Raw genomic sequence first — 20,908 nt, 5'->3', positions numbered from 1 at the left:
AAGTTAGATCTTAAAAGTTAGAAGTTAAAAGTGAAAAGTTGACTTTTCCATTTGTATTGTTGAATTAACAAACCTGAAGTCGATGGCTTCTCGATACAATTTCGAAGAAAAATCGAAATCACTCGAAGAGACAAAAATATAGTTTTATGTCTGTTCGAGTGATGCGACGGTAGGAGCATTGTATCGAGAACTTGTTTCTTAACTCGGCACAATTAGAATATAAAAGCATCATATCCATATTTATTACGGTATGATGCTTGTAATCTTTGAAACTGAAATATATTTAAAAACACCAAACCCGAAGTCAGAGGACTACGGGTTTGGTGTTTTTATGATGTTGTTTAATTGAAGAAATAACCAATGGAGAGTTGGAGAGCTCCTATTCTATTTTTATCTGTTGCACCATCGATGTTATTAATGTTGGATAAGCCAAAATTGTATCGAGCTCCAAAATTAATGCCGTTGTTTAACTTGTAGCCTACACCAGTAGTTATACCAAAATCTACATTATTGTATGCGTCTTTAACATCGAGATCTTCATTTTTTGCAGAAAGCAAAAAACCTATTTGTGGCCCTGCTTCAAGACTCAAACCTTTTATAATATAATATTTTGCTATTAGCGGAATGTTTAGATAGTTTAACGCTGTAGTATTGTCGTCGATGCTAAATCCAGTTCCAGAAAATATGATTTCAGGTTGAACCGATAATTTTTCAGAAACCGGAATTTCTACCATACCCCCAATATTAAAAGCTGTAACCATATCGATGTTTTCCGTGTGGTCTCCAGAAATTGTGGCGAAATTAAGTCCGCCCTTTACACCAAATTGAATGTCTTGCGCGTTCAGATTTGCAACACCTAGAAGGATAATTGCAGTAACTAATAATAGTTTTTTCATGATTTAAAAGTTTGATTTATTTTATTCAAAACAAAGTCTTTTAGCAATGTAATCAGCTCTAGTTGGGATAGTATTAACCTTTTTAACCAATTTTAACAAGAAGTTATAATTAATGGGTAATGAGATTTTTGTTTTGTGTAATAATGTAATTTTCAATAGCAGGTGTTTGCGTTAAGGATAGCAGTGGAAATCCTTTTTTATAACCAATAACAAATAACCACCAACCAATAACCAAATAAAAAAGATTGTAACGGATAGCCTGACCCTTGTGGTAACCTGCCTGCCGACAGGCAGGCGCTCAAAAAAACATTCAAGAAATTTAAATATGGAATGTGTAATAAATTCCTAGTAAATCAGTATGTTTTATGTAATTCTTAACAAAACGTTAAATTTGTTATTGAATTTTTAAGAAAAATTGGCTTTTTCAAAATTTACTCAATCATTTATTTTAATTTTGCTTGGTACTAAATACTAACTTTTAAAATAATGCGCTTATGAAAATTGGTGTTCCTATTGAGATTAAAAACAACGAAAACAGAGTGGGGATGACGCCTTCTGGGGTGTTTGAATTAACAAAACGTAATCACGAGGTTTTTGTTCAAAAAAATGCTGGTTTTAACAGTGGTTTCTTAGATGAAGATTATATGGAGGCTGGAGCTAAAATTCTTGATACTATCGAGGAAGTTTATGCTGTTGCTGAAATGATTGTAAAGGTGAAAGAGCCTATCGAACCGGAATACAAATTAATTCAGCCTAACCAAGTGGTGTTTACTTATTTCCACTTTGCATCAAGCGAAGCGTTAACAAACGCGATGATTGAAAGTAAATCCATTTGTATTGCTTACGAAACAGTTGAGGATGCCGATGGTACGTTGCCATTGTTAATTCCGATGTCGGAAGTAGCAGGTAGAATGTCTATTCAACAAGGTGCTAAATATTTAGAGAAGCCAATTAAAGGTCGTGGTATTTTATTAGGTGGTGTTCCAGGAGTACCTCCTGCAAAAGTACTTATTTTAGGTGCTGGTATTGTAGGCTATCAAGCGGCTAAAATGGCGGCAGGATTAGGAGCTCACGTTGTAATCATGGATATTAACATGAAAGCTTTACGTTATGTGAGTGATTCGATGCCAAATAACGTTATTAGTGAGTTTTCTAGTGAATACAATATTAGAAAGCATATTAAAGATGCCGATTTAATTGTTGGTGGTGTATTAATTAAAGGTGCCAAAGCGCCTAAATTAATTACAAGAGATATGCTTAAAGAGATGCAGCCAGGAACTGTTATGGTTGACGTTGCTGTAGATCAAGGTGGTTGTTTTGAAACAACGAAACCAACAACACACCAAGACCCAACTTATATTATAGATGAGGTAGTACATTATACTGTTGCAAATATGCCAGGTGCTGTACCTTACACATCTACAATGGCTTTAACCAATGTTACGTTACCTTACGTAGTGAAATTAGCGAACGAAGGATGGGAAAAAGCTTGTGAGAATAACCCGCCATTAGCAAAAGGTTTAAATATTGTTAAAGGAGAAATCGTTTATAAAGAGATTGCTGAAGCTTTCGATATGGAAATGGCTTAAGTCATTTAAATTTTAATAAATCAAACGTCTAGCACTTATCTAAAAGTCTAGACGTTTTTTTGTTTATAATCTTATGTTAAACTGAAAAAGTCTGACAAATTTTCACGATACCTTTATGGCGTTATTTTTGCTATATTTACTATAGAAATTAAAACTTAAAAAAGAAAACATGTTAGGATATTATATAATTATTGGGGCCATTGCTTTAGTAAGCTGGTTGGTGAGTAACAAGCTTAAAAGTAAGTTTGAAAAGTACTCTAAAGTACATTTGCGTAATGGCATGAGTGGCGCCGAAATAGCACAAAAAATGCTTGCCGATAACGGTATTTACGATGTAGAAGTTATTTCTACGCCAGGACGATTAACAGACCATTATAACCCTAAAAATAAAACGGTTAATTTAAGTGAGTCCGTATACAATCAACGAAATGCAGCTGCTGCTGCAGTTGCTGCTCACGAATGTGGGCATGCGGTGCAACATGCTCAGGCCTACAATTGGTTACAAATGCGTTCGGCTTTAGTACCTATTGTAAGTGTAACTTCTGGTATGTCGCAGTGGCTTATTATTGGTGGTCTCGTTCTAGGAGGAGCTGCTGGTGTTGGACTAGGCTGGTGGGTTGCCGTTTTAGGTGTGGTTTTTATGGGCTTTGCAACCTTGTTTAGTTTTATCACTTTACCTGTAGAATACGATGCGAGTAACCGTGCTTTAGCGTGGTTAAAAAACAGACACATGTTGGCTCCAGAAGAATATGCTGGTGCCGAAGATTCTCTAAAATGGGCGGCTAGAACCTATTTAGTAGCTGCTATTGGTGCCTTAGCGAACTTACTTTATTGGGCGCTTCAGCTTTTTGGAGGAAGAGATTAAAACACACAAATACAAAACATACGCTAAAAGCTCTGAACATTTTCAGGGCTTTTTTGTTACTTTATGCCCAATTTGTTACCACATGAAACAGCCTTTAGATTATTATAAAAAACACTTAGAAATTTATCAAACCGAGGTTAAAAGCCTCTCGAAAAAAATGACCAGCTTAAGCCTGCTGCGTTTAACGGTTTTTGTAGTCACAGGTTTTGGTGTTTATTTTCTTTTCAATTACTGGCAAATGGCTGTCGTTATTGGGGTTTTAGGTTTGTCGGTTTTTCTTTTTTTACTCTCGAAGTACACCAATGTAAAGCGTGAACGCGAATTTCATAAGGCCCTTGTAGCACTTAACGAATCCGAAATTAAAATCGCTTCGGGTGAGTTTCACGATCGCGATCATGGCCTTCAATTTCAGGATGCTAACCATGAATACAGTTTGGATATCGATTTATTTGGACGCGGTTCCTTTTTTCAATTTATGAATAGAACCACAAGTCAAGAAGGTGCTAAAAAACTTGCCGATGCTTTAAAGGCGAATGATGTTTCAAATATTGTAGAGCGGCAAGAATCCATTAAGGAGTTGGCCGAAAAAACAAAATTCCGACAGTTTTATTCCGCAATTTCAACCTTGGTAAAAGTTGAAACACCTGCTCGTTTTATAGTAAATTGGATTAAAAATCATAAAAGCTTTCTAAATAAATCATTATTCTGGTTTGCTCAAGGTTTTGGTGCGATATCTATTCTTATCTTTTTGCTTACCGTATTAAATGTTATTACCTATAAGCCATTAATAGGCTATTGGTTGTTTTTAGGCTTAGGGATTTCAAGTATTTACTTGAAAAAAGTAAATAAACTAGCCGCCAACACCGATAAGGTTAGAGATACATTTCGTCAATACGCCACCTTATTGGATTTGATTGAAAATAAAAACTTCTCTTCACAACTTCTTAAAGAGAAACAGCAAAATATTCAAGCCGAAACTAAAAAAGCTTCAGCTATTTTTAAAGCCTTTTCTAAATCTTTAGACGCTCTGGATAATAGAAATAACCTTATAGGTGCCATTTTTGCCAATGGATTATTTTTAACGGATATTAAAAATGCGTTTCGCGTGGAACAGTGGATTTCGCTTTACGGACATAAAGTGGCCGATTGGTTTGAGGTGGTCGCCTTTTTTGATGCTTATAGCAGTTTTGGTACTTATACGTTTAACCATGCAGAATTTGTGTTTCCAGAAATTGTAAAAAACGGACCTGTTATAAAAGCCGAAGGTTTAGGACATCCGTTACTGAATAAAGCCAAACGTGTAGACAGCGATGTCATCATAGAAAACGAACAATTTTTTATTGTGACCGGAGCCAACATGGCTGGGAAAAGTACTTTTTTACGAACCGTGTCTTTGCATATTGTTATGGCAAATGCAGGTTTACCAATTTGTGCTGAAAAGAGTCAGTACTCACCTGTAAAACTTATAACAAGCATGCGAACTACAGATTCTTTAACTGATGATAGTTCGTATTTCTTTTCAGAACTAACACGATTAAAATTCATTGTCGATGCCATTCAAAAGGAGCCGTATTTTATCATTCTAGATGAAATTTTAAAAGGCACGAACAGCACCGATAAAGCTATTGGCTCGAAAAAATTTGTTGAAAAACTCGTGGCTTCAAACGCAACAGGAATTATAGCAACACACGATTTAAGCTTGTGTGAGATGGAAAAGGAGCTTGAAGAAGTTAAAAACTATTATTTTGATGCCGAGATTATCAATGATGAGTTGCATTTTGATTATACCTTGAAACATGGTGTTTGTAAAAATATGAATGCTTCCTTCCTCTTAAAGAAAATGGAAATCGTTTAGCTGAAATTCACTTTGTATAGAAGGTAAATTTCCCAAAGGAAGTTTTTATCTTTACCATTATGCAGAACCAATTAAAAGTGAGTTGGATTCAAGCCGATTTGGTTTGGGAAAATCCGAAACAAAATAGAGCAGCGTTTAGCAAGCATTTTGAAAGCCTTTCAGATGATACAGATCTTGTTGTTTTACCTGAAATGTTCTCCACGGGATTTACAATGCATGCTGCCGAAGTCGCCGAAACTATGGAAGGCGAAACTGTTTCGTGGTTAAAGCACATGGCTTCAACATACAACACGGCGATTACGGGGAGTTTGGTGATTTCCGAAGATGATAACTATTATAATCGCTTACTTTTTGTAGAGCCTTCAGGAAAAATTACGTACTACAATAAACGACACACTTTTACTTTGGTAGGTGAAGAACAAACCTATACGGCAGGCGCAGAAAAAATCATTTTAGATTATAAAGGCTGGAAAATTTGTCCGCTAATATGCTACGACTTGCGTTTTCCGGTTTGGGCACGTAACACCGAAGATTACGATCTTTTAATTTATGTAGCCAATTGGCCAAAACCACGAATTTTAGCGTGGGATACCTTATTAAAAGCTAGAGCTATCGAAAATATGAGTTATTGTATAGGCGTAAATCGCGTTGGTATTGATGGGGTCAATGCTGTGTATTCAGGACACTCTGCTGCCTATGATGTGTTGGGGAATTTAATTTCCGAATTGAGGCCAAATGAAATATCTGTTGAAACCGTCACCTTAGAAAAACGACATATTGAAGCCTATCGTAATAAATTCAAGTTTCTAAATGATCAGGATCGGTTTACTATTCTTTAGTTTTGTGACGCACTGCTACCGCAATTTAGCGCTCCCGCCAGTTTTCAACTGGTGGTTTTACACTCAATCGCGCGGCTATTTAAATTCCAGCGTTTCTTCAACCCCCCAATCGGCACGAATTTCAACATTTTGAAAATGACTTATTTTCTCAGGTTGGCGTTTTTCTAAATAGCTTCCTGTGTCGTATTTCTGGTTGCCATTGGCATCGTGTATAATCCTAATCGCATAAATGGCTGGATTAATGTCTAAGAAATCTACAGGTTGTTGTTCGGTAACATAAGATTCGTATTTTAATTTACCATCTTTATCAGTTAACTGAATTATGATAGGAAATGTAGCGTTTGCCAAAGTAAAGCGCACGTAACCGTAATCGGAACTTTTTTTAGTTTTTACCGATACGTTCAGCGTGTCATTTTTGTAATCGAAAATATCCACAAAAGCTTCAGGTAGAATTTGCATCTTATAAAGATTGTCTTCGGTTTTTTCAAAATTGAAATCGTACGTGTTGGTGATTGTGTCAAACTTCGTATCAAACGAAACGGCCGAAGAATCTTTGTCTATTAAAGTTATTTTTGAAGCATCAAATTTGGTAATAGGTGTATTTGATGTTAATTTAAGTGGCTCTTTCAGTCCTATAGTGTTTCCTGTAAGGATGTCTACCCTAATGGAATCTCTTTTTTGCTCGCTAATGCGTACCGTGAAATCTTTTTCAAAATCATCTTTTTGTACTTTAAAAAGTAAGGAGTCTACTTTCATTCTTGGGGTGTACCAGTACATTAACGAATCGGTTTTTGGATCTTTTGTAATGCGGTAATTAAAATCCTCTGGTGTTTCAGATACCATTTTAATTTTCATGCCTTTGTAATCGCCTTCATAGCCAAAAGCAATTTTTTCTCCAGAAATGAGCTTTGGTCTGGTAGCGTCAAAAGTGGCTTCTTCATTAAACAGTTTTAGTGTATATGTCGAATCGGTAGGCACATTGATAAAACTATTATGAAATGCAATTTGATCGGATTTCTGCTGATATTTATTATCGCCATTACCATCTTTTAAGGCTACCAGTAGGTATTTCCCTGGTTTAACATTTTCAATAGCAAAAGTGGTAACACTGTCTAAAGTATTGGTAATGTATTTCGGTTTTTCTTTAAAAATAATGGAGTCGCTAAATGTTGAATCTATTTCATAAAGACCTACATTAACAAAGGTTTCAGGGGATTTCTTTACGGCATCAATAATGTTTCCTGTGACTTTTAGGGAGTCGATATAGCTTCCGGTAGAAAAAACATATCGGTAGTAAGGGTACGGATTCCCTTCGTTGTTATCGGTAATGCTGTTCCCAAAGTTAAACGCGTATGTGGTATTTGGGGCAAGCGTATCCTTTATTTTGATAACAACCTTTTTACTAGCCGCACTCAGCGGGGTAATATCAGGTTGATATTCCATAGGAGGTGAAATAATCAGTTGCTTTTGGATGTCTTTAATCTTGATATACTCATCGAAAATGATTTCAATTTCATTGCCTTCAAAATTGGTTGAATAATTTTCTGGAGTAGATTTGATAATTACCGGTGGTAATTCATCTTTAGGCCCCCCACCAGGTGTGCCTCGATTGGCGCAATTGATAAATATAGTGGTAATTAGAAGGGCTAGAACAAAATTAAAAAGCGTCTTTTTCATTAAAGAATCAAAATTTTTACAAACCTACATAATTTTAAAGATATATTAGGTAGTCTGTTAAGCTATCGCCATGGTAGCAATACTAATTTTTATATGATCTGCTAAATTTAAAACCGATGCACAAGATTCTATGGTCGCTCCCGTAGTTATAAGGTCGTCTACTATTAAAATGTGCTTGCCTGTAATGGACTTAGGATCTGTTAAGGTAAACTGCTCGCTGTTATTTTGCCAACGCGCAAATCGTTTTTTGTGCACCTGTGATTTAGATTTTGAAACTTTAAGTAGAATATCATCTCTATATTCCGCTTGTAACGACTTGGCAATCTGTTCCCCAAATTTAGCAACCTGGTTGTAGCCGCGGGTTTTCAATTTATTTCGGTGAAGTGGAACCGGAATAACTAAATCGATATCCTGATATCCTTTAGCTTCTTGTAATTCGGCGCCAAGCCATTTTCCTAAAAAAGCTCCTATTTCTTCCTGATTTTTATATTTTAAATTGTGAATGAGTTGTTGTACGTTGCTTTTCTTTTCAAACCTAAAAAGAGCAGTGGCATGTTCGATTTTCGTTCTGCCATACAGTACTTTCTTGACGCTTTCGTCTTTTGTGAAATGAAAGTTGGTTACTGGTAAATCATGACGACAATCCAGACAAATCATTTCTACATGGTCGTTTAATGACTTTAAGCAGGCACTGCATACTCTAGGGAAAAATAAGTCGATTATAGCTTGGAACATATATGTGAAAAATCTTACGCGTAAACATAGCAAAAATATTGTGCTTTTCGATATGATTTTTGTTTCAAAAAATCTTTATTAAACAGGCTATTAGTTTACTGCGGTTTTTTATTTTTGCAGGATGGCAAATCAAGATGATCAATTTAAAAAAGTAATCTCTCACGCAAAAGAGTATGGTTACGTGTTCCAAAGTAGTGAGATCTACGATGGACTAAGTGCAGTTTACGACTATGCTCAAAATGGTGTTGAGCTTAAGAAAAATATTCGCGACTATTGGTGGAAAGCCATGGTGCAAATGCATGACAATATTGTAGGTTTAGATGCTGCAATATTTATGCACCCAACCACATGGAAGGCCTCTGGTCACGTTGATGCGTTTAACGATCCTTTAATTGATAACAAAGATTCGAAAAAACGTTATAGAGCCGATGTTTTAATTGAAGACTATTGTGCTAAAATAGAGGCTAAAATAGATAAAGAAGTAGCTAAAGCTCAAAAACGTTTTGGTGATGCTTTTAATAAAGAAGAGTTTGTTTCTACGAACCCACGTGTTTTAGGGTATCAAGACAAAATAAATACCACGCTTTCGCGTATGGCCAAATCTCTTGAAAATGAAGATTTAGCCGATGTAAAAGCCCTAATTGAAGAATTGGAAATTGCTTGTCCGTTATCCGGAAGTAAAAATTGGACTGACGTTAAGCAGTTTAACTTGATGTTTGGAACAAAACTTGGCGCTTCAGCGGAAAGTGCTATGGACCTATATTTAAGACCGGAAACGGCACAAGGTATTTTTGTGAACTTCCTAAATGTTCAGAAAACAGGACGTATGAAGATTCCTTTCGGTATTGCTCAAACAGGAAAAGCTTTTAGAAATGAAATTGTTGCAAGACAGTTTATTTTTAGAATGCGTGAGTTTGAACAAATGGAAATGCAATTTTTTATTAAGCCTGGCACTCAAAAAGAGTGGTATGAGCACTGGAAAGAAACGCGTTTAAAATGGCACTTGTCCTTAGGAATGGGTGAAGATAATTACCGTTTCCATGATCATGAAAAATTAGCTCATTACGCTGATGCTGCTGCCGATATCGAATTTAAATTCCCATTCGGATTTAAAGAATTAGAAGGCATTCACTCAAGAACTGACTTCGATTTATCGCAACACGAAAAATTCTCTGGAAAGAAATTACAATATTTCGATCCTGAAGAAAATAAAAGCTATGTGCCTTACGTGTTAGAAACTTCTATTGGTTTAGACCGTATGTTTTTAGCGGTATTCTCAAACGCTTTACAAGAAGAAGAATTAGAGAATGGCACCACAAGAACGGTTCTAAAATTACCAAGTGTATTAGCACCAGTGAAAGCGGCGATTTTACCTTTAGTTAAAAAAGATGGCTTACCTGAGATTGCAAAGGAAATCATTGAAGACTTAAAGTGGGATTTCAATGTGGTTTATGATGAAAAGGATGCTGTAGGTAGACGTTATAGAAGACAAGATGCCAACGGTACACCATTCTGTATCACCGTAGATCATGATACTTTAGAAGATCAATCGGTTACTATTCGTCACAGAGATTCCATGGAGCAGGAACGCGTGAAAATTTCAGATTTAAGAAACATCATTAAAGAAGCTGTAGATATGCGCTCTTGGTTGATGAAAATGAAATAATCTATAACAAGATAGATGCAAAAAAAAAGAGGCTTTTTATAAGGCCTCTTTTTTTTTATACTAGTATTTGTCTGTCAATTTGTTGATCTAGAGAAATGAGCGATTCTGTTCTTAAAACGCCTTCAATAGATTGAATGTTTTTATTGAGCAGATGCATTAAATGCTCATTATCAATCGATAGTAATTTTATGAATAAATTGTAATTACCTGTGGTGAAATGACATTCCAAAACCTCAGGAAAACGCCTTAATGCTTTTACCACATCATCAGTATTTGCTGCTTTATCGAGATATACCCCTACGAAAGCCATTGTTGAATAGCCTAATACTTTAGGGTTAATTACAAATTTTGATCCAGATAAAAGTTTTGATTTTTCAAGTTTTTTTAATCGCTGATGTATGGCCGCTCCAGAAATCCCTACATTCCTGGCTATTTCAAGTATAGGCGTTCTGGCGTCTTCCGTCAATACGCGCAGAATCTTTTTGTCTATACCATCAATGGCTATAGTTTTTGGTTTAGTGTTCATTTGGTTATAATTTAAAGCATAAATGTAAACATTTGATTTTAAATTGAAACTATTTTTTTAGGGCTAACTATGAGAGTGGAATGTCTTTTGTTGTGTAAGTCGTTGATTTACAATAAGTATTGTGTCGTATTTCTTAAATGTTAAAAAATACAATGTAGATTAGGGGTGCTTTAAATTTTCGTTAAATCCCTGATTTAACAAGAGAATTCTTAATAAATTTTTATGTGTTCATTAAAAATTATTCCAAAGTCTTGTAGTTCTTTTAAAATAGGACTGTAAATGGTTTTCGCTATTGGTATTTGCACGCCTACCTGTGTTATTTTTTTATTTAAAATAGCACAGGTCGCTATGGCAATAGGGACGCCTACAGTTTTGGACATGGCTGTATAAGTGCTATCTTCTCCTATAACAACTAGATTACTGTTCAATTCGTGGTTTTTGTTGTTCATTTTGTAGCCTATCTTGTGGTACATAACCAGCATATCCTTGTCGGTTTTTGTTAAAGACCAGGCATCCGTCAATATCTTTTCCAGCATTTGTGCAGGGGTCGCATTCTTAATACCGCAATAACTGCTGTTATTAAATAGATTTAGAGATTCTAGTTTTTCCCATATGTGGTGATGGGCATCTATTTGTAATGCATCTTTTAATTTTGATTCCACCGATTTGCTTGGGTGGTAGGGCAGGAAGGCGTTCAAGAAGTCCCGATGACTCAAGGACTCACTGCCTATCATGCTATAGCTATTGTCGGTCATGCCTAAGGAAACAAAAACATGCCAGGCTTCGCAAAATCCACTTCGACGAATTGTGCCTCGTAAGAGGGTTTTAACCTGGTTGAGTTGATAGAGGTCTTTGTATTGTAACGAATCTCTATTGGCATATACTTCAAAATCACCGTAAGGTTTAATACTTAATGGTTCTACGCGTTTAAAAAGTTGGTGGTAGTGAATGTATTTATAGCTTCCTTCTTTTAAATATTTTGCTGTTCCGTGTTGCCCTGCAAGTACAACATTTCTCGGGTTCCATGTAAATTTATAATGCCAAGGATTGTTGTCACATTCAGGAGCAATTAATCCGCCGGTATAGGACTCAAATGAAAGTATTTGAGCTCCATTTTCTCGTAGGCGATCAATAATCTGCATCGCGCTCATGTGATCTAATCCTGGGTCAACACCAATTTCATTAAGAAAAATAAGGTTTTTAGAACGTGCTTCTACATCTAGAGCCTGCATTTCTGGACTTACATAAGAGGCTGTAACCATATGCTTGTTAGCTTTTAAACAGTCTTTAGCAATATCAATGTGAAGATGAGCAGGAAGCATAGAAATGACGATATCTGCTTTTTTTATCAAGTCAAATCGGGAGGCAGCATCAAAAATGTCCAGTTTAATAGCTTGAGCTCTGGCGTTATTTTGAATGAAACTTTCGGCGTTTTCTATATGTAAATCGGCTACCGTAATGAAGAGGTCTTCAGAAAATGCATGGTCACATAAATACTTTAACAGATAAGAGGTCGATTTTCCGGATCCAATCACTAAAATCTGTCTCATATTAATTTATGTTTAGGTAATTTTGTGAAACACGGCTGCATTTCTAGAAGCTGTGCTTCACTAAAATATGAATATTAAAAATAATTATAAACAATAATTTAAGATAAATGAATAAACGACTGTTAGTTACTGGAGCTATTTTAGGGATGCTAAGTATTATTTTGGGCGCTTTTGGTGCTCATGGATTAAAAGCTTTGATTACAGAATCATCAATTCAAACATTTGAAACTGGGGTACGCTACCAAATGTATCATGCTTTTTTATTGCTTATCATTGGAGGAACTGGTTTCATGAGTTTCAAAGCCAAAAAAGCCATCTATTATTTGGTTTTGGTGGGGGTGATTTTTTTCTCAGGCTCCATTTATGGATTAGCTACCAACGCATTAACCTCATTTGACTTTAAAGTGATTGGATTTATTACACCTATTGGGGGGCTATTGTTGATTTTAGCTTGGGGTCTAATGGTTGCGAATTTGATAAAAAACAAGTCTAAAATTGATGTTAATTAAATTTTATTTATAATAATTATATTAATTTTACAGAATAAATAATTTAAGGCAAAATATGGAAAATCAAAATCAGGTTGTCAAAACCATTTCGTTAGATCAATATGGTATTAAAAATGCTAAAATTAATTATCAATTATCACCAGAAGAATTACAAGCTATCACCATTGAAAAAGGACAGGGTGTAGAGGCCGATTCTGGGGCACTGGCTATAAAAACCGGCGAGTTTACAGGCCGTTCTCCTCAAGATCGCTTTATTGTAAAAGACGATGTTACTAAAGATCGTATTTGGTGGGGTAAAGTAAATATTCCTTTTGAACCTGAAAAGTTTGATAAGCTCTATAATAAAGTGGTCGATTATTTATCGAATAAAGAAGTTTATGTGCGAGATAGCTACGCTTGCGCGGATGAAAATTATAAGTTGAATATTCGTGTCATTAATGAATATCCATGGAGCAACCAGTTTGCTTATAATATGTTTTTGCGTCCAACTGAAGCCGAATTGAATCATTTCAATCCGGAGTGGACTATTGTTAATGCTCCAGGTTTTATGGCCGATCCTGAAGTTGATGGTACCAGGCAACATAATTTTGCGATTTTAGATTTTACTAAAAAAATAGCGCTTATTGGAGGAACGGGATATACCGGTGAGATTAAAAAAGGTATTTTTTCAGCCTTAAATTTCATTTTGCCTGTTTTTAAAGAAACCATGCCAATGCACTGTAGCGCGAATGTGGGTAAAGCAGGTGATACTGCTGTGTTTTTCGGGCTTTCTGGAACAGGAAAAACAACGCTTTCTACCGATCCGGATCGTAGTTTAATAGGTGATGATGAACATGGGTGGACTAAAGAAAACACCATATTTAATTTTGAAGGGGGTTGCTATGCGAAAGTTATTAACTTATCTAGAGACCAGGAACCTGAAATTTTTGATGCTATTAAAAAAGGTGCCATTTTAGAAAATGTTATTTTAGATGATAGTGGTAAAGTCGATTTCGCTGATACATCTATCACTCAAAATACTAGAGTAAGTTATCCTATTCATCACATTGAAAATATTCAAGTACCGTCTATAGGAAAGAACCCAAAAAACATATTCTTTTTAACAGCTGATGCCTTTGGGGTAATTCCTCCCATTTCAAAATTAACACCTAGTCAGGCAGCGTATCATTTTATTTCTGGGTATACTGCTAAGGTAGCTGGTACCGAAGCCGGTGTTGTAGAGCCCGTGCCTTCATTTTCGGCTTGTTTCGGAGCGCCTTTTATGCCATTACATCCTGCTAAATATGCGGAAATGTTAAGTGCAAAAATGACTGAAGCTGGTGTAAATGTTTGGTTGGTGAACACGGGTTGGACAGGAGGTCCTTACGGTGTAGGAACACGGATGAAATTAAAATATACACGTGCCATGATTAATGCGGTGCTTAATGGTGATTTAGGCTTGTATAATTACGACGATTACCACATCCATTCTGTTTTTGGCGTGGCACAACCTAGAAGTTGTCCAGGTGTTCCAACCGATGTGTTAAGTCCAAGAGCTACATGGAACGATGATGAAGCTTACTATACAACGGCTTTTAAATTAACAAATGCATTTCGCGAGAATTTTAAAAAGTTCGAGGAGCACTGTACTGAAGAAATTCGACGTGGAGGGCCGCAACGCTACGCTTTTTAAATTAAAATATAGCTTACTAAAAAGGGGATGATTTTTTTAAATCATCCCCTTTTTTATGTATTATTAATAACGTCTGTTATTATTTTCCTTTATTGGCTTTTTCAATATACTTTTCTAAAGCCATAGTCATCGAAGGAGTTTCAGGGGTTGGCGCAGCAATATCTACACGTAAACCTTTTTCTTCGACAGCCTTAATGGTTGTATTTCCAAATACCGCGATACGTGTGTTGTTTTGCTTAAAGTCAGGGAAATTTTGAAATAATGATTCAATTCCTGAAGGGCTGAAAAATACAAGAACATCGTAAGATACATCTGCTAAATCAGATAAATCACTAACCACGGTTTTGTAAAAAGTAGCTTGTTTCCAGTCTACACCTAAAGCGTCTAAAGTGTTAGGAACCTCAGGTTTTACTTTATCAGTATTTGGTAATAAGAATTTTTCGTCTTTATACTTTTTAATAAGTGGAGAAAGCTCAGAAAAAGTACGTTTTCCAACATAAATTTTACGTTTTCTGTACACCACGTATTTTTGTAGGTAGTATGCAACAGCTTCAGACTGACAAAAATATTTTAAAGTATCAGGAACTTTAAATCGCATCTCGTCGGCGATTCTAAAAAAATGATCTACAGCATTTCTACTTGTTAAAATAATAGCTGTGTAGTTTTTTAAATCGATTTTTTGCTGTCTAATTTCTTTAGCGGACACGCCTTCAACATGAATAAAAGGTCTAAAATCAATTTTTACACGTTGTTTTTGTTGTAAATCAAAGTAGGGAGAGTTCTCTATTTTAGGCTCTGGTTGAGATACCAAAATTGTTTTTACTTTCATAAGGGATCAGGTCGATTGTCTTTAGTTAGAAACAAACACCTTATATAAAATAATATAGGGTGCGATTTCGAGAGTGCAAAGATACAAAATAAAATAAAACAAGTTTAATTTTATTATACTTTGATAGGTTTTAAATGAACTGATTAAGCCAATGATGTTAATAATTAACAATAAAATAATGATACCGTAAATTATAGGCAATGTAGGTGGGATGCTATACAATAAGATCGCATTTATTGGCAGTAATAGCACACCCAAATAGTTAATAAAGGTTATTTTTTGAAATAAATAATGGTCGGTTAAGCTATCAATTTCAAAAACACTTCCAATTAAACGTTCAAACAACACTTTTATTAGGATGAAAACAGCCAAACAAATACCAAATTTTAGCATGTCGTTTATTGGAATGTCATTCACGGTTGTTGTTTGCCTATAGATTATGAAGCAAAACAAGGATAACGAAATGGCCAAATTGCCAAAAAGCAAGGCATCGAACCTATCGAAAAACTTTTGATCTCTGGCATGTATTTTAAGATAACGATCGTTACCTAAAACCAGCATAAAGTCATGAAACCGTTTTGGAGCCAATAATTTAGCCGTAGCTACTATGGCTAATCCAACAATAATTAATATTGTAAATATCTCGTTTGAAATTATGTTACGAAGCATGGCATAAAATTATTATAAATTTTAGTTTTTTAGCGTATTATTAGGGATTTTTTAAAAAATATAATGGCTTAATCATGTACATTTGTCAAAATAAAATGGATTGCGATAATTAAAAAATATGCCTGATACAGTTGTTATTATTCCAACGTATAATGAGATTGAAAATGTAGAAGCGATTATTCGAGCAGTGTTCTTGCAACCAGTTGATTTACATATTCTTATTGTTGATGATAATTCGCCCGATTTAACAGGATTAAAAGTTAAAGAGCTTCAAAAGGAATTTGAAGGAAAGCTTTTTTTAGAAACTAGAAAGGAAAAATCTGGTTTAGGAACAGCTTATATTCACGGATTTAATTGGTGCTTGGCGAGAGATTATCGTTATATATTTGAAATGGATGCCGATTTTTCTCACAATCCAGATGACGTTATTAAGCTTTATAATGCCTGTCACAAAGAAGGCGCAGGTTTGTCTATCGGTTCTCGATATGTTACAGGAGTGAATGTTGTCAATTGGCCAATGGGAAGGGTTTTAATGTCGTATTTGGCATCAAAATATGTGCGTTTCATTACAGGTATGAATATTCAGGATACTACGGCTGGATTTGTGTGCTATAAACGAGAGGTTTTGGAGGCTATCGATTTAAAAACTATTAAATTTATTGGTTATGCCTTTCAAATTGAAATGAAATTTAAAGCCTATTTAAAAGGGTTTAAAATTATTGAGGTGCCTGTAATTTTTACAGATAGAACACGAGGCGAATCTAAATTAAGTTCAAGCATAATTTCCGAAGCCATTTTTGGAGTTATTTCAATGAAGATAAAAAGTCTATTTAAAAAGTAGAAACCAATGAAAGAGAAAACTACACTTATTAAAAACGCTAAAATTGTCAATGAAGGTAAAGTGTTTAGCGGTGATATATTAATTGAAGGCGAAATTATTAAACAAATTGATGAATCGATAAGTGCGAAATCTGCCGATGTAAATATCGTTGATGCAGAAGGCAAATATATTTTACCAGGTATTATAGATGATCAAGTGCATTTTAGAGAGCCTGGTTTAACCGAAAAAGCTACGATTGCTACCGAATCAAGAGCTGCAATTGCAGGGGGTATCACATCTTTTATTGAAATGCCAAATACCAATCCGCAAACCACCACTATTGAAAAACTAGAAGAAAAGTTTGCTATTGCTGCCGAAACATCACTAGCCAATTATTCTTTTATGTTTGGAGGAACCAACGACAATTTGGATGAAATTTTAAAAGTTGATAAAACGAATGTTGCTGGATTAAAATTATTTCTTGGTTCATCTACAGGTAATATGCTTGTTGATAACCCTGAAGTTTTAGAAAATATTTTTAAAAGCACCGATTTGCTTATTTCAGTGCATTGTGAAGATGAAGGCACAATTAAGGCTAATTTTAAGAAATATCACGACGAATATGGCGATGACATACCTGTGAAGTATCACCCTTTAATTAGAAGTGAAGAAGCTTGTTATTTATCATCTTCAAAAGCCATTGAATTAGCCAAGAAAACGGGAGCCCGTTTGCATATTTTTCACTTATCTACAGGAAAGGAAACAAGTTTGTTTTCTAATAAAATTCCATTAAAGGATAAGAAAATAACAGCGGAAGTTTGTATACATCATTTATGGTTTTCAGATGAAGACTACGATAAAAAAGGGACGTTGATAAAGTGGAATCCTGCAGTGAAAACAGCTTCCGACAGAGAGCAACTTTGGAAAGCTTTACTCGATGGTAGAATTGATGTGATAGCCACCGATCATGCGCCACATACCAAACAAGAAAAAGATAACGTTTATACTAAAGCGCCTTCAGGAGGACCTTTGGTTCAACATGCTTTACCTGCGATGTTAGAAATGTATCACCGAGGTAAAATTTCTTTGGAAAAAGTAGTTGAAAAAATGTGTCATAACCCAGCCATTTTATTTCAAGTGGAAAAGCGTGGTTTTATTAAAGAAGGTTATTTTGCTGACTTAGTTTTAGTTGATTTAAATACACCATGGACGGTAAATAAAGATAATATTTTGTATAAATGCGGTTGGTCTCCTTTTGAAGGTACCACCTTTAGATCTCGAGTGACTCACACTTTTTTAAATGGTAGCTTAGTGTATCAGAATGCTGAATTTAAAAATGTTAAAGCTGCAAAGCGATTAACTTTTACAAGATGATTTTAAAACGTGTAATTTTATGTTTGGGAATGTTGTTGTCCTTTGCCTGTAACAGGTTTAAAGGTCCGGAAAAACCTGAAAACTTAATTCCTGAGGATAAAATGGTTAATATATTAATCGATTCTAAATTGCTTACTTCTACGAATTCTGCGAATAAGAGAATTATGAAAGACAGTAATTTAGATGTGAATACTTATGTGTATAGAAAATATAAGATTGATAGTACTCAGTTTGCCGACAGTAATGCCTACTACGCTTTTCATGTAGAAATTTACGATGATATTTATAACAAAGCGATTGATAGTTTAGAGCGATTGCATGAGGAATTAAAGACGCTTCAGGCTGACGAATGGAAAGCGCAAACTAAAAAAGAAGAAGAAGCTTCACTAAAAGGCGAGGCTGAAAGGGATTCTTTAAAGCTTGTAAAGCCTATTATAATGGATTGAGTTATTTTAAATAGTGCTGTCCAATTTTTACGATAGATGTATCAACCGCTTTAAATTTATAGTTTAAAGCGGTTTTTATTTTGGCACTGCTGTAATTTTTCTCAGTGTCTAAAGTTTTGGCTAAGTGTTTCGTTAATTGTCTTTTTTGTCCTGTGAGTTTGTGTTTTAACCAATCCATACGCCAAGCAAAACTTAAAAGTTTTCTGCTTGCTAATTTTTTAGGCGGATTGGATTGAACAGCTTCGCTAAGAGCCGTAATGAATTTTTTGTAGTGCCAGTTTTCAGCAACTAAAATATAGCGTTCATTTTTAATGTCGCTGTTGGTAAGTGATATCATTACAGAAACCACATCTTCAACATCAACTAAAGCAATAGTGCCTGATGTATAATAGTTGATGCCTTTTGAGGCTTTTTTAAACAAACTCCCGGTGCCGTTTTTCCAAATGCCAGGGCCTAAAATCACTCCCGGATTTACAATTATAGCATCTAAACCTTCCTGAGTGCCACGCCAAACTTCCATTTCGGCACCATATTTTGTAATGGCATAATCGTTATGGTCTTCTTCGGGGTTCCAAATACTGTCTTCAGTTATGGGTGATTGGTTTAAGGTGTCTCCAATAGTGGCAATAGAGCTTACGTAGCAAAGCTTTTTAATGGCATGACTAAGTGATAAATTAACCAAATTTGCCGTGCCTTCAATGTTTGTTTTTCGTAATTTATAGTATTTATTTGGTTCGAAAGCGACTAGAGCGGCACAGTGATAAACTAGGGTAATGTCTTTGAAGGCTTCAGTTAAATCTGGGATATCCAAAATATCGGCTTTTACCCAATCGATAGTATTGAATAAGGCTTCAGGGTTTTCAGTGTAACAAGAAAACACGTTTTTGGTGTGTTTTAAGCTTTTTTTACTTCTGTAAATGGCTCTTACTTTTTTACCTTCCGAAGTAAGTCTGTAAAGTAAATGTGCGCCAACTAAACCGGTTCCTCCTGTTACTAAAATCATGCAACTAAATTAAAGAATTATTCATAATTGATGCCTTAATATATATGTATTTTTATCTTTGCCTAGGTTTTTTAAAAAGAGTTAAAATGATAAAGAATTTTGTTGAAGAATTGACATGGCGCGGTATGATCCAAGATAGTATGCCAGGTACTGAAGAACACTTATTAGAAGCGATGCGTTTGGCATATGTGGGTATCGATCCTACAGCTGATTCGCTGCATATTGGGCATCTGGTTGGTGTTATGGGCTTGAGACATTTTCAGTTGTCAGGACATAAGCCTGTAGCGCTTGTAGGTGGTGCAACAGGAATGATTGGCGATCCTTCAGGAAAATCGGCAGAGCGTAATTTGCTTAACGAAGAAACGCTTATTCATAACCAAAACGCTATTAAAGAACAACTTTCAAGGTTTTTAGACTTTGATAGTGATGCCGATAATGCTGCTGTTATTGTGAATAACTACGATTGGATGAAGACCTTTTCATTCCTTGAATTTATTAGAGATGTTGGAAAGCATATAACTGTGAACTATATGATGGCTAAAGATTCGGTTAAGAAACGTTTGTCTTCCGAGTCGTCTGTTGGAATGAGTTTTACCGAGTTCACTTATCAATTGGTTCAAGGTTACGATTTTTTACATTTATACCGCGATAAAAACTGTACGCTTCAAATGGGCGGTAGTGATCAATGGGGAAACATTACCACGGGAACCGAATTGATTCGTCGTGTTGATGCTGGAAAGGGTTATGCCTTAACTTGGCCTTTAATCACTAAAGCAGATGGAACCAAATTCGGAAAAACAGAAGGTGGTAATATTTGGCTTGATGCCGAAAGAACTTCTCCTTATAAATTCTACCAATATTGGCTGAATACCAGTGATGTTGATGCTGAAAAATATATTAAAATCTTTACCTTTTTAAGTAGAGAAACTATAGAGTCTTTAATTGAAGAACATCAGCAGGCACCGCATTTACGTGCTTTGCAAAAGCGTTTGGCAGAAGAAATTACAACCATGGTACATTCTAAAGAGGATTTAGACAATGCTATTAAAGCAAGTAATATTCTTTTCGGAAAATCTACCAGTGAAGATTTAAAAGCTTTAAACGAAAAAACCTTTTTAGATGTTTTTGATGGCGTGCCACAAACACAAATCTCAAAATCTGAAATTGATAATGGTTTAGATATTATTGCTGCACTAGCCGAGCAAGGTGGATTTTTAAAGTCTAACGGCGAAGCAAGACGTGCATTAAAAGAGAACTCGATTTCTGTGAATAAAGAAAAGGTGAAGGACGATTTTAAAATTACATCAGCTGATTTGATTAATGATAAGTTCGTGCTTTTACAACGCGGTAAGAAGAATTACTTTGTGTTGCAAGTGGTTTAGTTGAAC

At 35.3% G+C, this 20,908-nt stretch carries 19 protein-coding genes; 11 read left to right on the top strand and 8 right to left on the bottom strand.

Annotation, left to right across the window (positions count from 1 at the left end):
- Nucleotides 1-341 precede the first annotated feature (341 nt).
- Nucleotides 342-896, bottom strand: a complete 555-nt coding sequence (locus JJL45_RS00640) for a porin family protein (RefSeq protein WP_068601447.1) — start codon at nucleotides 894-896, stop codon at nucleotides 342-344.
- Nucleotides 897-1,390: 494 nt separating this feature from the next.
- Between JJL45_RS00640 and ald the strand changes: the two genes are divergently transcribed.
- The 4 genes from ald to JJL45_RS00620 all read left to right on the top strand — a co-directional run bounded on the left by ald (nucleotide 1,391) and on the right by JJL45_RS00620 (nucleotide 6,044).
- Nucleotides 1,391-2,485 carry an alanine dehydrogenase gene (ald, locus tag JJL45_RS00635; protein ID WP_068601449.1) on the top strand — a complete coding sequence of 365 codons (1,095 nt, stop codon included), beginning with the start codon at nucleotides 1,391-1,393 and terminating at the stop codon, nucleotides 2,483-2,485.
- A 169-nt stretch (nucleotides 2,486-2,654) separates the two neighbouring features.
- Nucleotides 2,655-3,350 carry a zinc metallopeptidase gene (locus JJL45_RS00630; protein WP_068601451.1) on the top strand — a complete coding sequence of 232 codons (696 nt, stop codon included), beginning with the start codon at nucleotides 2,655-2,657 and terminating at the stop codon, nucleotides 3,348-3,350.
- A gap of 82 nt (nucleotides 3,351-3,432) precedes the next feature.
- Nucleotides 3,433-5,205, top strand: a complete 1,773-nt coding sequence (locus JJL45_RS00625; protein WP_068601763.1) for a MutS-related protein — start codon at nucleotides 3,433-3,435, stop codon at nucleotides 5,203-5,205.
- Nucleotides 5,206-5,264: 59 nt separating this feature from the next.
- Nucleotides 5,265-6,044, top strand: a complete 780-nt coding sequence (locus JJL45_RS00620; RefSeq protein ID WP_068601453.1) for an amidohydrolase — start codon at nucleotides 5,265-5,267, stop codon at nucleotides 6,042-6,044.
- A 75-nt stretch (nucleotides 6,045-6,119) separates the two neighbouring features.
- On the opposite strand, the gene JJL45_RS00615 is transcribed toward JJL45_RS00620, so the two are convergent.
- Both JJL45_RS00615 and JJL45_RS00610 read right to left on the bottom strand, forming a co-directional pair.
- Nucleotides 6,120-7,721: an Ig-like domain-containing domain gene (locus JJL45_RS00615; protein ID WP_068601455.1), complete on the bottom strand. Its 1,602-nt coding sequence runs from the start codon at nucleotides 7,719-7,721 to the stop codon at nucleotides 6,120-6,122.
- Between the two features lie 57 nt (nucleotides 7,722-7,778).
- The gene (locus JJL45_RS00610; protein ID WP_068601456.1) at nucleotides 7,779-8,456 is read right to left on the bottom strand and encodes a ComF family protein; all 678 of its coding nucleotides are present in this window, start codon (nucleotides 8,454-8,456) and stop codon (nucleotides 7,779-7,781) included.
- A 121-nt stretch (nucleotides 8,457-8,577) separates the two neighbouring features.
- Between JJL45_RS00610 and JJL45_RS00605 the strand changes: the two genes are divergently transcribed.
- Nucleotides 8,578-10,122, top strand: a complete 1,545-nt coding sequence (locus JJL45_RS00605) for a glycine--tRNA ligase (protein ID WP_068601458.1) — start codon at nucleotides 8,578-8,580, stop codon at nucleotides 10,120-10,122.
- A gap of 55 nt (nucleotides 10,123-10,177) precedes the next feature.
- On the opposite strand, the gene JJL45_RS00600 is transcribed toward JJL45_RS00605, so the two are convergent.
- The gene (locus tag JJL45_RS00600; protein ID WP_067144832.1) at nucleotides 10,178-10,648 is read right to left on the bottom strand and encodes an Lrp/AsnC ligand binding domain-containing protein; all 471 of its coding nucleotides are present in this window, start codon (nucleotides 10,646-10,648) and stop codon (nucleotides 10,178-10,180) included.
- A 209-nt stretch (nucleotides 10,649-10,857) separates the two neighbouring features.
- Entirely contained in the window at nucleotides 10,858-12,198 is a 1,341-nt protein-coding gene (locus JJL45_RS00595; RefSeq protein ID WP_068601460.1) for a saccharopine dehydrogenase family protein, read from the bottom strand.
- 107 nt (nucleotides 12,199-12,305) lie between these two features.
- On the opposite strand from JJL45_RS00595, the gene JJL45_RS00590 reads away from it, so the two are divergent.
- Nucleotides 12,306-12,707: a DUF423 domain-containing protein gene (locus JJL45_RS00590; protein ID WP_068601462.1), complete on the top strand. Its 402-nt coding sequence runs from the start codon at nucleotides 12,306-12,308 to the stop codon at nucleotides 12,705-12,707.
- Nucleotides 12,708-12,762: 55 nt separating this feature from the next.
- Nucleotides 12,763-14,379, top strand: a complete 1,617-nt coding sequence (pckA, locus tag JJL45_RS00585) for a phosphoenolpyruvate carboxykinase (ATP) (RefSeq protein ID WP_068601464.1) — start codon at nucleotides 12,763-12,765, stop codon at nucleotides 14,377-14,379.
- A 79-nt stretch (nucleotides 14,380-14,458) separates the two neighbouring features.
- Here pckA and JJL45_RS00580 read toward each other — a convergent pair whose 3' ends face one another.
- Nucleotides 14,459-15,208, bottom strand: coding sequence for a uroporphyrinogen-III synthase (locus JJL45_RS00580; protein ID WP_068601465.1), 750 nt, complete (start codon nucleotides 15,206-15,208; stop codon nucleotides 14,459-14,461).
- 21 nt (nucleotides 15,209-15,229) lie between these two features.
- Nucleotides 15,230-15,877, bottom strand: a complete 648-nt coding sequence (locus JJL45_RS00575) for a DUF4271 domain-containing protein (RefSeq protein ID WP_068601467.1) — start codon at nucleotides 15,875-15,877, stop codon at nucleotides 15,230-15,232.
- Between the two features lie 118 nt (nucleotides 15,878-15,995).
- On the opposite strand from JJL45_RS00575, the gene JJL45_RS00570 reads away from it, so the two are divergent.
- Genes JJL45_RS00570 through JJL45_RS00560 form a run of 3 tightly spaced genes read left to right on the top strand, consistent with a single transcriptional unit; the run spans nucleotide 15,996 to nucleotide 18,517 of the window.
- Nucleotides 15,996-16,718, top strand: coding sequence for a polyprenol monophosphomannose synthase (locus JJL45_RS00570; RefSeq protein ID WP_068601469.1), 723 nt, complete (start codon nucleotides 15,996-15,998; stop codon nucleotides 16,716-16,718).
- 6 nt (nucleotides 16,719-16,724) lie between these two features.
- Nucleotides 16,725-18,071, top strand: a complete 1,347-nt coding sequence (locus tag JJL45_RS00565) for a dihydroorotase (RefSeq protein WP_068601471.1) — start codon at nucleotides 16,725-16,727, stop codon at nucleotides 18,069-18,071.
- Entirely contained in the window at nucleotides 18,068-18,517 is a 450-nt protein-coding gene (locus JJL45_RS00560; protein WP_068601473.1) for a DUF4296 domain-containing protein, read from the top strand. The genes JJL45_RS00565 and JJL45_RS00560 overlap by 4 nt, the downstream gene beginning before the upstream one ends.
- 1 nt (nucleotide 18,518) lies before the next feature.
- On the opposite strand, the gene JJL45_RS00555 is transcribed toward JJL45_RS00560, so the two are convergent.
- A complete protein-coding gene (locus JJL45_RS00555; RefSeq protein ID WP_068601474.1) occupies nucleotides 18,519-19,520 on the bottom strand; it encodes an NAD-dependent epimerase/dehydratase family protein in 1,002 nt (333 codons plus the stop codon).
- An 86-nt stretch (nucleotides 19,521-19,606) separates the two neighbouring features.
- On the opposite strand from JJL45_RS00555, the gene tyrS reads away from it, so the two are divergent.
- Entirely contained in the window at nucleotides 19,607-20,902 is a 1,296-nt protein-coding gene (gene tyrS / locus JJL45_RS00550; RefSeq protein WP_068601477.1) for a tyrosine--tRNA ligase, read from the top strand.
- Nucleotides 20,903-20,908: the final 6 nt, after the last annotated feature.

Origin of the sequence: Tamlana sp. s12 (assembly GCF_016767215.1) — a bacterium.
Lineage (GTDB): Bacteria > Bacteroidota > Bacteroidia > Flavobacteriales > Flavobacteriaceae > Pseudotamlana > Pseudotamlana agarivorans.
Note: the sequence above shows the minus strand (reverse complement) of the source record. Positions and strands in the feature narration are given on the sequence as shown.